General features: G+C 31.7%; 9 protein-coding genes. 4 read left to right on the forward strand and 5 right to left on the reverse strand.

The features are described 5' to 3' along the window. Positions 1 to 166: 166 nt before the first annotated feature. A complete protein-coding gene (fahA, locus tag Q0842_RS07405; RefSeq protein ID WP_298496220.1) occupies positions 167 to 1,447 on the forward strand; it encodes a fumarylacetoacetase in 1,281 nt (426 codons plus the stop codon). Positions 1,448 to 1,555: 108 nt separating this feature from the next. Then, positions 1,556 to 2,734, forward strand: coding sequence for a hypothetical protein (locus tag Q0842_RS07410; RefSeq protein WP_298496222.1), 1,179 nt, complete (start codon positions 1,556 to 1,558; stop codon positions 2,732 to 2,734). A 46-nt stretch (positions 2,735 to 2,780) separates the two neighbouring features. Here Q0842_RS07410 and ytxJ read toward each other — a convergent pair whose 3' ends face one another. After that, positions 2,781 to 3,170 (reverse strand): bacillithiol system redox-active protein YtxJ, encoded by a 390-nt coding sequence (gene ytxJ / locus Q0842_RS07415; RefSeq protein WP_298496324.1) that lies wholly within the window; start codon positions 3,168 to 3,170, stop codon positions 2,781 to 2,783. Between the two features lie 402 nt (positions 3,171 to 3,572). On the opposite strand from ytxJ, the gene clpB reads away from it, so the two are divergent. Together clpB and deoC are read left to right on the forward strand one after the other, a co-directional pair. Next, positions 3,573 to 6,179 carry an ATP-dependent chaperone ClpB gene (gene clpB / locus Q0842_RS07420; RefSeq protein WP_298496225.1) on the forward strand — a complete coding sequence of 869 codons (2,607 nt, stop codon included), beginning with the start codon at positions 3,573 to 3,575 and terminating at the stop codon, positions 6,177 to 6,179. A 375-nt stretch (positions 6,180 to 6,554) separates the two neighbouring features. Further along, positions 6,555 to 7,298: a deoxyribose-phosphate aldolase gene (gene deoC, locus Q0842_RS07425; protein WP_298496227.1), complete on the forward strand. Its 744-nt coding sequence runs from the start codon at positions 6,555 to 6,557 to the stop codon at positions 7,296 to 7,298. Between the two features lie 171 nt (positions 7,299 to 7,469). Here the strand turns inward: deoC and Q0842_RS07430 are convergent, their stop codons facing one another. From Q0842_RS07430 to Q0842_RS07445, 4 genes are all read right to left on the reverse strand, one after another. Next, on the reverse strand, positions 7,470 to 9,005 hold the full coding sequence (locus Q0842_RS07430) for a YifB family Mg chelatase-like AAA ATPase (RefSeq protein ID WP_298496230.1): 1,536 nt from the start codon (positions 9,003 to 9,005) through the stop codon (positions 7,470 to 7,472). A 65-nt stretch (positions 9,006 to 9,070) separates the two neighbouring features. Then, the gene (locus Q0842_RS07435; RefSeq protein WP_298496232.1) at positions 9,071 to 11,206 is read right to left on the reverse strand and encodes an OmpA family protein; all 2,136 of its coding nucleotides are present in this window, start codon (positions 11,204 to 11,206) and stop codon (positions 9,071 to 9,073) included. Between the two features lie 11 nt (positions 11,207 to 11,217). Next, on the reverse strand, positions 11,218 to 12,156 hold the full coding sequence (locus Q0842_RS07440; protein ID WP_298496234.1) for a type IX secretion system membrane protein PorP/SprF: 939 nt from the start codon (positions 12,154 to 12,156) through the stop codon (positions 11,218 to 11,220). 23 nt (positions 12,157 to 12,179) lie between these two features. Beyond that, positions 12,180 to 16,199 carry a gliding motility-associated C-terminal domain-containing protein gene (locus Q0842_RS07445; protein ID WP_298496236.1) on the reverse strand — a complete coding sequence of 1,340 codons (4,020 nt, stop codon included), beginning with the start codon at positions 16,197 to 16,199 and terminating at the stop codon, positions 12,180 to 12,182. Between the last annotated feature and the right edge of the window lie 4 nt (positions 16,200 to 16,203).

Raw genomic sequence — 16,203 nt, forward strand, 5'->3', positions numbered from 1 at the left:
AGGAAATAGATTAGTTATTAGTAATAAAAAAAGTAGAATTACTTTTAAGTTTTCAACGGTTTATTAACGATTAAATTTAACGCATTTTTTAGAGTATTTTTTCTAATTAAATAAAAAAAATGTGTAGGTTTGATAAGAATTCAATAACCCTTTAATATAAAAAGTTATGCCATTATCCGCTAACAATCCAGATAGAACTTCGTGGTTACACGTAGACAAAAACTCAGATTTCCCCATTCAAAATATTCCTTTTGGTGTATTCTTAACACGTGATGATATTATTACAATAGGTACACGTATTGGTGATACAGCTATAGATTTAGGTGCTTTACACCAATTAGGTTATTTTGAAGGCATTCCGCTTACCGATGATATTTTTCTACAAGATACACTAAATGATTTTATTGCTGATGGAAGAAAAACTTGGCGTGCTGTTAGAAATAGAATTGCCGAAATTTTTGATGCCAACAACGAAACTTTAAAAAAGAATACCAAACATAAAGAAACTATTCTTTTCCGTTTAGATGAAATTGAAATGAAACTTCCTGTACAAATTGGCGATTATACAGATTTTTATTCAAGTATAGAGCATGCCACCAATGTAGGAACCATGTTTAGAGATCCAGATAATGCATTATTGCCAAACTGGTTACACATTCCTGTTGGGTATCATGGTAGAAGCTCGTCTATTATTCCTTCTGGAATTCCTGTACACAGACCACAAGGACAAACCTTACCAAACGGAGCAACAGAGCCGGTATTTGGGCCAAGTAAATTGGTGGATTTTGAATTAGAAATGGCTTTTATTACCACAGATGCCAACGATTTAGGTGAGCCTATTCCAATTGCTGAAGCCGAAGAGTATATTTTTGGATTGGTTTTACTTAATGATTGGAGCGCCCGCGATATTCAAAAATGGGAATATGTGCCTTTAGGTCCATTCTTAGCTAAAAACTTTGCTACATCTATTTCACCATGGATAGTGACATTAGATGCCTTAGAGCCGTACAAGGTAGAAAGCCCAAAACCATTAAAAAAACAGCTTGATTATCTTAAATTTAAAGGTAAAAAGAGTTACGACATTAATTTAGAAGTAGCCATACAACCACAAGGATCTAAAGAAAATGTAGTGAGTAACTCCAACTTTAAATATATGTATTGGAATATGTCACAACAACTTGCTCACCATACAATTAATGGCTGCCCAGTAAACTCAGGTGATATGATGGGAAGCGGAACAATTTCTGGTCCTACAGAAAATAGTTATGGCTCCATGTTAGAATTAACTTGGAAAGGACAAAAACCTATTACACTTAAAGATGGTACCGAACGTAAATTTATAAATGATAACGATACAGTTATTATGAGAGGGTATTGCGAAAAAGATGGAACTCGAATAGGTTTTGGCGAAGTATCAACTAAATTATTGCCAGTTTACAAGAAGTAAATCTTAAAAATTTTAAAATAATAAAAACGCTCTTAAGCTAATGTTTAAGGGCGTTTTCTAGTTTGGCATCATAATTGAAATATTTATATATAACCAAATAATAAGATTATGAAGAAACTACTACTTTTATCCATTTTCGCAGTATTCATGTTTTCATGTAATACAAGAAAACAAGTTGAAAAAGCTGTTAATTCTGGTAATTACGACCAAGCTATATCTACGGCTTTAAAAAAATTAGAAACTAATAAACATAAAAAACGTAAATACGATTATGTAATTATGTTACAAGATGCTTATTACAAAGTTGTTGAACGCGATTTAGCAACTATAGCACATTTAAAAAAAGATAATAACCCAGAGGCTTACAAAGCTATATACGAATTGTATCTAGATTTAAATGCACGCCAAAATGCTATAAAACCTGTTTTACCTTTATCTGTAGAAGGTAAAAACATAAACTTTAATTTTAATAATTATAGTAATGATATAGCTATTGCTAAAGCAAACGTTTCTGATTATATGTATGAAAAAGGGCTTAGCCTTTTAGAGTTTGAAGACAAAATAAAAATTAGAGATGCTTACAATACTTTAAGTTATTTAGAGCGTATAAACCCTAATTACGAAAACACACGCGAACTCCTAGAAGAAGCTCACCAACGTGGTACAGATTACATTATAGTATCTATTAATAACGAAACACAACAAATAATTCCAAATCGTTTAGAAAATGATTTACTAAACTTTAACACCTATGGATTAAATAAGTTTTGGAGTGTATATCACACAAATCCTGTAACAAATTTAAATTATGATTATGCTATGAATCTAGATTTAAAGCGCATAAATATATCGCCAGAACGCGTAAATAAGCAAGAATACATAAGAGAAAGAAATATAATAGATGGTTACGAGTATAAAAAAGACCGCAATGGCAATGCTGTAAAAGATAGTTTAGGTAAATACATTAAAGTAGATAAAATAGTTAGAGTAAAAGCAAGAGTAATGGAAACTCACCTAATAAAATCTGCTCAAGTTATAGGCAATGTTGTTTATAAAGATTTAAAATTAAATCAAACTTTAAACAGTTTCCCTATAGATAGTGAGTTTGTTTTCGAATCTGTTTTTGCAAGATATAGAGGCGATAAACGTGCATTAAACAATAATGATATAACACTTATAAATAACATACGTGTACCCTTTCCTAGTAACGAGCAAATGGTTTATGATACTGGCGAAGATTTAAAATTACAACTCAAGGATATAATTAATTCCTATGCTGTTAGATAAAAAAAACTCCCGATTAAGTCGGGAGTTTTTTTATTTAAAATGTTCTTTAAACAAAACGGTTTAAATCTACATCATTAATAGCACCATGAGAAGCATGTGTAACCACTACCCCGTTTTTAATAACCAAAATTTGTGGCGATTCGTGCAAGACTTGAAATTTGTAGCCAACCTCATTGGAAACCTCACGGTAATTTAGCAAATCCAAATAATGCAAATCTATATCATTTTCAGTTAAACCATAAGCTTCTACAAATTGATTCATTACCATTCTACTTATCCCACAACGGGTAGAATGTTTAAAAATCACCTGCGTTTTAGTGCTCGATTTATCATTTATAGTCTCTAATTGCGATAATTCACTTAAAGGAATCCAAGGCAATACTTTTTCTTCTTTTGGTTCAGCATTTCCGCCAAATAATTTATTTATAATTCCCATATACTTTTTTCTTTTCAATTTTTAATAAGGTATATCAACTTAATATAATGGCGTTACCACAAGGGTCGGGCTTTACATTACAAGTCCTCGCTCCCTTAAAAAAAGTCGCTGTGGGCTTTTCTTTGCAATCCCTAACGCAAAACGCTTTTGCGCTAACTCAAACCATTAAAATTTTAATCTCGTTTAAGTCAGTCGAAACCATTAACAAAACTTACAAACCGACAAAAAGTCACTAATAACAAGACTTAAAGCGACATTTTGTCTTTTAAAATGACTTGGTAAGATTATTGTCTTATACAAGATGTAAAATTAAAATAATAAAATAGATTTCTGTTTTACAATTAGAAAAAGAAAAGAAAAATGATAATCCTGGCATAACAGGAATAAACAAAACTTAATAAAATGAACTTAAACAATTATACAATTAAATCGCAAGAAGCCATACAGCAAGCGCAACAAATTGCACAAGGTTTCGGTCATCAACAAATAGAAAACGAACATATTTTCAAAGGGATTTTCGAGGTTGATGAAAACGTATTACCATTCCTTTTAAAAAAACTGAATGTAAACGTATCAATTTTAGAACAAGCTTTAGATAAACAATTAGAGAGTTTTTCAAAAGTATCTGGTGGCGAACTCATGCTTTCAAGAGAAGCAGGAAAAACACTTAACGAGGCATCTATCATTGCTAAAAAAATGAAAGACGACTATGTATCAATAGAGCATTTAATACTAGCTGTTTTTAATTCCAAAAGCAAAATAGGACAAATGCTAAAAGATCAAAGTGTTACAGAAAAAGGCCTAAAGGCTGCCATAGACGAATTGCGTAAGGGAGAAAATGTAACCTCTCAAAGTCAAGAAGAAACTTATAATTCGCTTAATAAATATGCTAAAAACTTAAATCAATTAGCAAAAGATGGGAAACTAGATCCTGTTATTGGTCGTGATGAAGAAATTAGAAGAATTCTTCAAATTCTATCACGCAGAACCAAAAACAACCCTATACTTATTGGTGAGCCAGGAACTGGTAAAACTGCCATTGCAGAAGGTTTAGCACATAGAATTATTGATGGTGATATTCCAGAAAATTTAAAAGACAAACAAATTTTTGCCTTAGATATGGGAGCACTTATTGCAGGTGCGAAATATAAAGGAGAGTTTGAAGAACGCTTAAAAGCTGTTATTAAAGAAGTAACAACAAGCGATGGTGATATCGTATTATTTATTGACGAAATACATACACTTGTTGGTGCTGGTGGTGGTCAAGGTGCTATGGATGCAGCTAATATTTTAAAACCAGCCTTAGCCCGTGGCGAACTTCGTGCTATTGGTGCAACCACTTTAGATGAGTACCAAAAATACTTCGAAAAAGACAAGGCATTAGAGCGTCGTTTCCAAAAGGTAATGGTTGATGAGCCTGATACAGAGAGTGCTATTTCAATACTTCGTGGTATTAAAGAAAAGTATGAAACACATCACAAAGTGCGTATTAAAGACGAGGCTATTATTGGTGCGGTAGAATTATCACAACGTTATATCACAAATCGTTTTTTACCTGATAAGGCCATCGATTTAATGGATGAAGCAGCTTCTAAACTACGAATGGAAATCAATTCAAAACCCGAAGAATTAGATGTTTTGGATCGTAAAATCATGCAGTTAGAAATTGAAATTGAAGCCATTAAGCGAGAAAAGGACGAAACGAAGTTAAAATCTTTACGTTCAGATTTAGCAAATATTAAAGAACAGCGTAACGAGATTAATGCTAAATGGAAATCTGAAAAAGAAGTAGTAGACAATATTCAAAACACAAAACAAGCTATTGAAAACTATAAAATAGAAGCAGAAAAAGCAGAGCGTGAAGGTGATTATGGTAAAGTAGCCGAATTACGTTATGGTAAAATTAAAGAAGCCCAAGAGCAACTTGAAATCTATCAAAAACAATTACAAGAGCACTCTGAAACATCATTAATTAAAGAAGAAGTAACCTATGATGATATTGCAGAAGTTGTAGCAAAATGGACAGGTATACCTGTTACAAAAATGCTACAAAGTGAACGCGAAAAGCTTTTAAAACTTGAAGACGAATTACATAAACGTGTTGTAGGTCAAAATGAAGCAATCGAAGCTGTTAGTGATGCTGTTAGAAGAAGTCGAGCAGGTTTACAAAATCCTAAAAAACCAATAGGAACCTTTTTATTCTTAGGAACTACAGGTGTTGGTAAAACCGAATTGGCAAAAGCGCTAGCAGAATACTTATTTGATGATGATAATGCCATGACTCGTATAGACATGAGTGAATATCAAGAACGTCATGCAGTAAGTAGATTAGTTGGAGCGCCTCCAGGGTATGTTGGGTATGATGAAGGCGGACAGTTAACAGAAGCTGTAAGACGTAAGCCGTATTCTGTTGTACTCTTAGATGAAATTGAAAAGGCTCACCCAGATACGTTTAATATTTTATTACAAGTATTAGATGAAGGCCATTTAACAGATAATAAAGGGCGTGTTGCTGATTTCAAAAACACAATCATTATTATGACATCAAATATGGGAAGTACTATTATTCAAGACCGTTTTGAGGCCACAAAGGATATCGATTCGGCTATTGAAGCAGCAAAAGTTGATGTGTTAGCATTATTAAAACAAACGGTTCGTCCAGAGTTTTTAAACCGAATAGACGATACAGTTATGTTTACACCATTAAGCAAAGAAAACATTATTGATATTGTTGATTTGCAGCTTAAAAGTGTTACTAAAATGATTGCACAACAAGGTATAACGTTTGATGCGACACCTGAAGCTGTAGCTTATTTAGCAGATAAAGGTTATAATCCAGAATATGGCGCAAGACCTGTTAAAAGAGTCATACAAAAAGAAGTATTAAATGCTTTGAGTAAAGAAATTTTATCAGGTAAAGTAACTACAGATAGTATTATTCTATTAGATGCTTTTGATGATAAGTTAGTTTTTAGAAATCAAGGCGACTTAGTAGTTGAAGAGTTATAACAATATTCATAGACTATTTGTAACTATTTAGTTTTTAAATAGTCTATTAGTTTGGTTGGTTAGTTGGAAAGCAACGCAAGTCTTATTTAAAGATAAGCGTTGCTTTTTTATTCGATATAACAAAAAATTTTAATCCTTTTAAACTAAATATAAAATAAACCGTCCAGAATATACTTTTTGGTCGTATATCTAGTTATTAATTAAAATAAGTTACCGTTAATCTAAAAATTATGATTTTTTATCGATTATTTGATATAAATTAATAATTTAGCTAGACGATATATTTAAGTATATAAATTTTAATTAATAGCAATTTGATTTTAATCCATTCCTCAAGGATTTAATCTTTAACAAAAAAAAACCTACTCAATACACATGGAAATTTCCAAATACATAGACTATACATTATTAAAACCATCTTCAACCGAACGTGATATTATTGAATTATGTAATACTGCAATAGAAAATCGTTTTTACAGCGTTTGTATAAGCAGTTGTTACGTTTCTTTAGCAAAACAGTTTCTTGCAGATTCGGATGTAAAGGTTTGTACTGTAGTTGGGTTTCCTTTAGGAAGTATGTCTACTGAAGCTAAAGTCTACGAAGCAGAAAAAGCTATTGAAGATGGAGCCGATGAAATTGATATGGTTATTAATCTAGGCTACTTAAAAAGTAGAAATCATGTATCTGTTCTTAAAGATATTACAGATGTTAAATTAGCTATAGGTAAAACACCTTTAAAAGTTATTTTAGAAATTTCAGAATTAAATAAAAATGAAATTATAAAAGCCTGTGAAATTTGCTTAGATGCAAAAGCAGACTTTATTAAAACCTCAACGGGGTTTTCTAAAAGTGGTGCCACTTTAACTGCTGTTAAAATTATTAAAAAAACAATTAGAAATAAGGCAAAAATTAAAGCATCTGGTGGTATTGCAGATTTTGATACTGCAATAAAATATATAGATGCTGGCGCAGATAGAATTGGTACTTCTAAAATTATTAAAAACAAAACAAGTAATAGGCAAATTATAAATACCAAAATTTATAAAGAGTATATTGAAACGGTTAGTAATATGAATCCTTCATCTACTAATGCGCAATCTAAAAAAGTTAAAAATTAGATTTAATATTTTACAAAGAATTTAAAGTAGGACAACTTAGCTAATACTAATAATTGTTTAAGACTTGGTTATGTTATAGTATGGAAATTTTAAGTTAATTATTTCTGGTTAATATCATCAGTTTAATTTATTTAAATATTTATATGTGTTTTTATAATTAACACATATAAATTACCCTAACCACCCATCACGATCTAAACTACGATATTGAATAGCCTCACTAATATGTGTACCGTTAACTACTTCATCTCCTTCCAAATCAGCAATTGTTCTTGAAACTTTAAGGATTCTATCATAAGCTCGAGCAGATAAATTTAATCGTTCCATAGCTGTTTTTAATAATTGCTTAGAACTTTCATCTAATACACAATGTTTACGAATTTGTTTGGTATTCATTTGTGCATTATAATGTACAGTATCAGAATCTTTAAATCGATTGGTTTGCACTTCTCGTGCTTTTGTTACACGTTTTCTAATATCTACTGATGTTTCACCTTTTCTATCATCACTTAACTTATCAAAAGGTACAGGTGTAACTTCAATATGAATATCGATTCTGTCTAATAAAGGACCAGAAATTTTTCCTAAATAGCGTTGCATTTCTGCAGGCGAAGATGTTATAGGAGCATCAGGATCGTTAAAATAACCACTCGGGCTAGGATTCATACTCGCCACCAACATAAATGACGATGGATAGGTTACTGTAAATTTTGCTCTAGAGATTGTTACTTCTCTGTCTTCTAATGGTTGGCGCATTACTTCTAAAACTTCACGTTTAAATTCTGGTAATTCATCTAGAAATAAAACACCATTATGGGATAAGGAAATCTCACTAGGTTGCGGATAACTGCCACCACCCACTAAAGCAACATTACTAATAGTATGATGAGGACTTCTAAATGGACGTTGAGCCATCAAACCAGTATCTTTTACTCTACCAACAACCGAATGAATTTTGGTAGTCTCTAAAGCTTCATGCAAGGTCATAGGTGGTAAAATACTCGGCAAACGTTTAGCTAACATAGTTTTTCCTGCACCAGGAGGGCCAATTAATATTATATTATGTCCGCCAGCTGCCGCAATTTCCATACAACGTTTTATACCTTCTTGTCCTTTAACATCGGAAAAATCAAACTCAGGGAAATCTAGGTTTTTTTCGAATTCTTCTCTCGTATTTATTATGGTTTGCTCTAACGGTTCGCCTTTATCAAAATAATTAATGACTTGCTCAATATTTTCAACACCATAAACCTCGAGATTATCTACAATAGCTGCTTCTTTAGCATTTTGAGAAGGTAGAATAAATCCTTTAAAACCTTCTTCTCTAGCTTTAACAGCTATTGGTAAGGCGCCTTTTATGGGTTGTAAACTACCATCTAAAGACAATTCGCCCATGATTAAATATTTATCTAAATCTTCGGCTTTAATTTGGTCGGTTGAAGCTAGAATCCCAATGGCTAGTGTTAAATCGTATGCACTTCCCTCCTTTCGTAAATCTGCAGGAGACATGTTAATAATAATCTTTTTTCCTGGAATTCTGTATCCGTTATTTTGAAGTGCTGCGGCAATTCTGAAATTACTTTCTTTAATAGCATTATCGGGTAAACCAACTAGATGGTAACCTATTCCTTTATCTACATTCACCTCAACTGTAATTGTTGAAGCTTCTACACCGAACACGGCGCTTGCAAAAACTTTTTTAAGCATATATTTTGTTTACTGCTTAAATGTAAGAAATGTATTTTAAAATTGAAATAAACTTCAGACTTGTATTATAATTTCTTAATAACAAATTCTGAGCGTCTATTTATTTCATGCTCTTCTTCATTACAAGAATCTTCGGTTTCACATTGTTGTATTGGATGAGATTCGCCATAACCTATAGCGGTAATACGAAAGGACTCTATACCTTTTGAAACTAAATATTCTTTTGTTGATGTTGCTCTTTTTTGAGACAAATCTTTATTATACGCTTTATTCCCTCTAATATCGGTATGCGATTCTATTTCAATTTGCATAGTTGGATATTTACCCATTAAATCTAAAACTGGTTGTAATACTTTTTTAACATCTTTACGTATGTACCAAAGTTTGTAATCAAAATTTATATCGTCTGTTGTAATAACAAGCTTATCATTTATTTTCTTAATATTAGGTTCAGTTGCAATAATTTTATTTATTCGATCTTCTTTCTTTTGTGTTTCCGTTTTAAGCTTATCAGCTTCTTGTTGTTGTTTTTCCAGTTCAAGCATTTGTTGTTTTTCAAATGTTTTCTGTTTTACTTCTTGTTCTTTTTTATAAATAGAAGCCAAAGATACTAATGCTAAAGAAGCATCGTTTTTTATATTTCTTTCATCCCCAATTATAATTTTGCGTTCGGCAGCTTCATAACCATCGGCACTTGCTTTAACTATAAGAGTTATTTCACAATTAATAATATCATTAAAAGCACCATCGTTTTTAGTAATACATGTAGCTATTATGTCATTATTATTTTCTGAAACTAGAGTAAATGTGACTTTTGAATTTGGAATAGCTTCATTAGTATTTTTATCTGTAACTATACCAGTAATATACTGCTTACAATCTTCAATTATTAGAGGTTTTATTTCTCTAAAACTATAAATATCATCACTCCCTTTTCCTTGTAACCTGTTTGATGATATATACCCAGCTTTTAATGTATTATCTATATAAAAAGCAAAATCATCATATCCAGAATTAATTGGCAATCCTAAATTATCTGGATTTTGGAAACTAGTTCCAGATTTCTTAGACCAAAACACATCTAAACCTCCAAGACCAAAATGTCCGTTTGAAGAAAAATATAAATCGCCATTTTCTGCAATAAATGGAAATTGCTCGCGGTGTTCGGTATTTATATTAGAACCCAAATTTACTGGCGCACCGTAAGTACCATCTGGTTTTACATCTACATAAAATAAATCGAATTCACCTAAAGTACCAGGCATATCTGAAGCAAAATACAAACGTGTCCCATCTGGACTTAATGCCGGATGTTCTACTGAAAAATCATCACCATTAAATGGAAGCGCTTCAATATTAGTCCAAACGTCTTCAATTAATTCTGCTTTATAAATTTTTAAATGGGTAACAGATTTATCATCTTTTACCTCCTTACCTTCAGTATAATTATTTCGTGTAAAATACATGGTTTTAAGGTCCTTGGTAAAAGCCACAGAACCTTCATGAAGCTTCGTATTTATTTTATTAGAAATAGACTCTGAAGCTATATTCCCTTTTGTAATACTATCTTTATGAATCTTATATATATCTAGAAATGGCTGATTGTTCCAACCATAGTAACTACTAAAAATATTCTTTTTATGTACTTCCTTTTTTGACGCTGCATACACTAAATCATCTTGATAAGGTAACATTCCAAATTCAGAATTCTCAGTATTAATAGCTAAGTTTTCTAGATTATAACGATTACCAATTGCTATAATATTTTCTTGCTTTACAACCTCAGCATCAAAAGCTTTTATAACTGCGACATCTCCTTTTTCTAAAAGAAATTCACGACTAACACTATTTGCATCTTTATAATTGCCAGAAGCTTTAAGTGCTTGAATGTACTTAAATACATTCTCGTCTGTTTTATTACCCCGTTTGCTGTTAACCAAATAACCATATAGTCTCGCAGACGATTTAAGATCGCCAATATTATAATAACATGTAGCTAAATTTTCAACAACTTGGGTAATACGCTGTTTTGTATTTACTTTTTCGTAAAACGGAATGGCTTTCGCATAGTCCGCACGTTCAAAATAGGTATTAGCTTTTCTTAAGTCATTATTAAAAATCTTTTTTACCGAAGATTCTTTTTCCTGAGCAAACCCAGAAAACATAAATATGAAAGCAAATATTGGTAGTAATTTTTTCATCAATAATAGTTTTAGAAAAATCTTGGCGATTTTTTATATCCTTCTTTTAAACCGAATAGCGACACATCAAACAATAACACAATTTCGTGAGATCCGTTGTTATAATTAGAAAAATCTGAAATAGTAGCATCATACGAGTAAGCAACTTTGAATGATGGTGTAACTCTAAACCCTACTATACCACTAATAGCATCGTTTAGCCTATATGAAAGACCTGCTTCAAAGCGATCGTGTATTAAAGCATTTAACGATACATCTAAATTAATAGGAGCGCCTTTAACAGCCCTAGCCATAAATGAAGGTTTTAATTTTAAATTCTCGTTTACAGGATATACATAACCACCAATCATATAAAAGTGCACCTCCTCTTTACCTTGTTTTGTAGCCACAACAGCATCATCTAGTTGTGTGGTACGCAAAAAATTAGGAGCAGAAAAACCAACATAATATTGATTAGTAAAATAATATGCTCCAGCTCCTATTGCCGGATATACTTGGTTAACATTATTAGTAAAGGTTGGGTCGTTAGGATTAATTAGTTTCCCTGAAAAAGCAGAATCATATAAAGTAAAACCCGCTTTTAACCCTAATGATAGCTTACTATTTTCATTTATATTTAAAAGATAAGCAAAATCTACATTAATATTTTTTTCATTTATTTCAATAACATCTTGCCCTATTTGATCGGTTGTAAATGTTACTCCCATTTCAATCTTATCATTAAAAGGCGTATGCGCAAAAAATGATAAGGTTCTAGGACTACCTATGGTATTTGTCCATTGTTTACGATAATTAGCACCAAAATTTATAACACCAAAGTCGGTTGTGGAGTAAGCAGGATTAACAACACTCATATTATAAGTGTACTGCGTAAATTGTGGGTCTTGCTGTGCTATTGACATATTGAAAAACAATACAACACATAGAACAGTAAATATATATTTTTGCATTTTTGAATTGGTATTGCTAGTCATTATCGTTTTAAATAAACTTGTCCTTGATATGGTTTTGTATCAAATCGATTAAAATTAATTACATAAAAATATACACCTGTAGGTAGTATATTGTTGCTCAAAAAACCTGATTGGTTACTTTTACCATCCCAATAGCCAGATTCTAGATTACCTTTAAAAACAACTCGACCATATCTGTTAAAGATTTCTATGTCATAATCAGGATAAACAAATTCTATGTTTTTCAATTCGAAAGTATCATTAATAGCATCTCCGTTAGGCGAAAAAGCATCGGGTATTATTAACTCTTCTGTAGAACAAACAGTTAAGTCTACCGTTATTGCTACTGCATTACTCTCGCATATAACACTTTCTCCATTAATTATCGTGTTTACTTCATATACGGCATAATAGATTCCATTATCTAATACAGAATCAGTATTTAATAAATTCCTTGTAGAAACATCATTTGAATCATACCAAATTAAAGTATGATTTATTGGAATTACAAATCGTGTATTTCCAGCTTCATCTTCTAATAAATCTGCAATTATTTTTTCTTCAATTCCACAAAAATCTGCTTGAACTGAATTTGGCAAAGGATGTATAATATCAACTAAAGTTATAACAATCTCTAAAGTTTCACTTTTACAAGTGGCCTCTTCTATTTGGGCAAAATAAGACATGCCATTTTGTAATATTTCAGACTCGAATAAAGGATTATCATTTTCATCAAACCATAATACATTTTCACTTCCTAAATACACATTTTCTAAAGTTGGTATATCTATACTGCAATGTGCACTTATAAAATCATCATTTGAAATACTTGGGTTTGATAGCGTGACATTAACAAGTGTTCTTTCTTCACTTTCACAACCTTCAGTAAAGGTTTGTGCTGCATAAATATCTCCAGAATACATTGTTAGCTCAAAATTAATATCTATAGGTGTTGTTATCGTTTCGTTCTCATATAGTATTATAGTGCTAGAAGTTTCAGCTTGAATAAGGGTTATTAAATCTTGAATTGTTGGATTGGTATCTAAACAAATAGTTATGGTTGATATTGTAGGCTTTGATGCAATATCTAAAAGCGTAAAATTAACTTCTACAATAGTACTTTCACAGGTTCCTGCTATAATTTGTTGAGCATAAATTGGACTTGAGACATTCTCTAGTAATTCTGTTAATGGTATTGATGTTGTACCAGCTGCATCCAAAAAATAAAAAATCTCACCTTCTCTTGATATAGAAGCATCAGTAAACTCTAAATCTTCTATAGTGAAAACCATTCCTCCGGCTGTGCAATAAATATTATTTAAAGGCACAGGGTTTGGAGCTACATCTGTAACTGTATAAGTAACTTGAATACGATCACTCTCGCACCCCTCTATAGCTGTTTGAGAAACCCAATATTCCTTAGTACTATCTAATGGTAAAGATGTACTAGTATATGCCTCTCCTGTTTCAGATGTATACCATTGTATTTTAGCAGTAGAAGTTTCTACTAACAAATCGCTTATAGTTGGTGTAGCAGATGAACAAAATTCGTTTACAAGCGGTGTAGGTGTACTTGCTTTTTCAACAAAATTTATTTCAGCTTGTGTTCTATTTGCACTAGTACATCCTCCTGATATTGTAATTTCTGCCCAATATGCTTTAGTACTAACTATAATATCTGATAAATTATAGGCTGTTCCTTCCATTTCTGAGTCATACCAAATGATATCTTGACCAGAAACATCTAAATCGCCAACTGTATTTGTTACTAAAGAGCAAAAAGTATTAGTGTTCAAAACAGGTGAGGAAGCTTGAGTTACTATGGTAACCATTATTTGATCTGATCCTAAATCGCACCCTGTAATAGCGCTATTAAAAATAACATTAAACACTTCATCTTCGGTAATTTCATAAGTATCTGGCAACGATGTTCCTGCTAAATCTGTAACAGTTATATCAACATCAGGGCCAGCAAATATTGACAAATCGCTTAGTGTTACTGGACCTGTAAGTAAACAAACTTCAAAAGTGTTTTTAATTAATGTTGCTGGTTCCTCATCTCCAATTCTAAAGGTTAAACGTGCATCAAATATATGTTCTGTACCATTTTGAGTCAATCCAATATTAATACCTTGTGCTTCATAATTATCAATTTCAATTTGACTTAGACCCCTACAAGTTGCATTATCATCTTGTACACTTCTAATTATAAATACATAATCACCATCAGGTAGTAGACTAACATCATTACTGTTTGTTAGATTTATATCAATACCATCGCCTTGTGTGTTATTTGTTAAAGACACACTTTCATCTCGAGGTTCAAACTGATTTGGTTCACTCCCCAATAAGTAAATATCGAAAGTTACAGGATTATATGTAATAAATTCTCCCGAAGGACTATCAAAACCAAACTGCAAACTAGTAGCATCGCACCTATTATCTGGAACAATACTAAAGATTGGATTTGGTGGTGGTGGAATTAAATTAAGAATAGATGTTTTGATTATATCTCCGCAATGCACAAACGTATTTGACTCATAAAAAATTAATTCATTGGTGCCTTGTATAAAACGATTTGAAGGTAATGTTATAGTTGCATTTCCATTTGAAAAAACAATTTCATCAGTAAAATTTATACTATTTATAGCATACGATACTGATAGTGATCCATCAATTGGAATAAATGTTGCATCAATAACATCTATAAAAGTGACTAAAATATCATCAAGCTCACAACCAGAAGTAGAAGAAACCGAAATTGAAGGTTCTAAAAACAAATCAACATTTGATGTTGGAACTGTTAATGAAGAAGTACATAATGGAATACCTGTGCCACAAGACGGCGGTGATGAAATATCAGTTATTTCTATGGTTAAAGTTTCACTAGTAGTTAATATAAGATCTGGAAATAAATTAAATGTAGCAGTTCCATTTTGGAAGTTAACATTTTGAGTATTTGTATGTGTGCCTAATTCACTACCTGTAACATTATAAGACAAATCATAGAACCCATTATCTAAAAGTGTATTGTTATATGTTAAAGTAACTAATCCGTTGCAAGCTACATCAAATGTTGCTTCAAGAACTAATTGTGCTTCTATACAAACTGTGAAAATTGAAATTTGCTCTTCACATATTGGGTGTTCTGGTAATACTTCGTAGGCAAAACTATATGAACCAGGTCCAAAATTATTATAAATATTTTGCACATTAATTTCAAAATCTACCCCACTTGAAATTTCGCCAGTTATAGGGTCACTAATATCTGTCCATTCACCATTAGTATCTTCATCGTCTAACCTAGAGAAAAGATTTAAAGCTGTTAATCCAGACATATCATCTGTTTCACATAAATTTAAATTTTGAGGAATACCTGGATTTGGAGATCTTCTAACTTCAACATCAATTATAGCAGAACGTGACGAACAGCCATTAACTGGAGGTATGGTATATGTGAAAGTATAAGTACCTATTGGAACATTGCCGAAATTAAAAAATTCGTCAGTTAAAACTCCTGTTGCCATATTACTGGCATCTTCTGTCCAAGTACCACCTACATCTGGCCCTATTGAATCGTTAATAGTATCAATAAATATGAATAAGTCAATAATATTAACCGAATCATCATCATCTGCCTTTAGAACTTGGCAGACATTATTAGTTCCAGGGTTTTGATTACTTTCCCCTGGATAACCTCCTAAGTTTATAATGACTGTTGCAGTACTAGTATCGCAAGCAGGGTTCATGTAAGTAAAAGCATGAGGACCAAACCTATTAATTTCCCATAGATTTAAAATTCCTGTAGATTCCTCTAAAGCATCCGAGTCAAAATTACTTAGTGCGATCCAGTTTCCTCCTGGGGTTTCGCCTATTAATACATCAAATAAATTAAGTGTTTGTAAACTTGGGTCTGCTTCTTTATTACATATAGTTATTTCTGAATCTGTACCTGCACATTGCGCTATAGCTGAAGAAAAATTAAATAAAAAAAAGTAAAATAGTATAACACGGAATATATTGCGAAAGCAAGAATTCATATTT

Origin of the sequence: uncultured Algibacter sp. (genome assembly GCF_947495675.1) — a bacterium.
In the GTDB taxonomy this organism is placed as follows: Bacteria; Bacteroidota; Bacteroidia; order Flavobacteriales; family Flavobacteriaceae; genus Algibacter_B.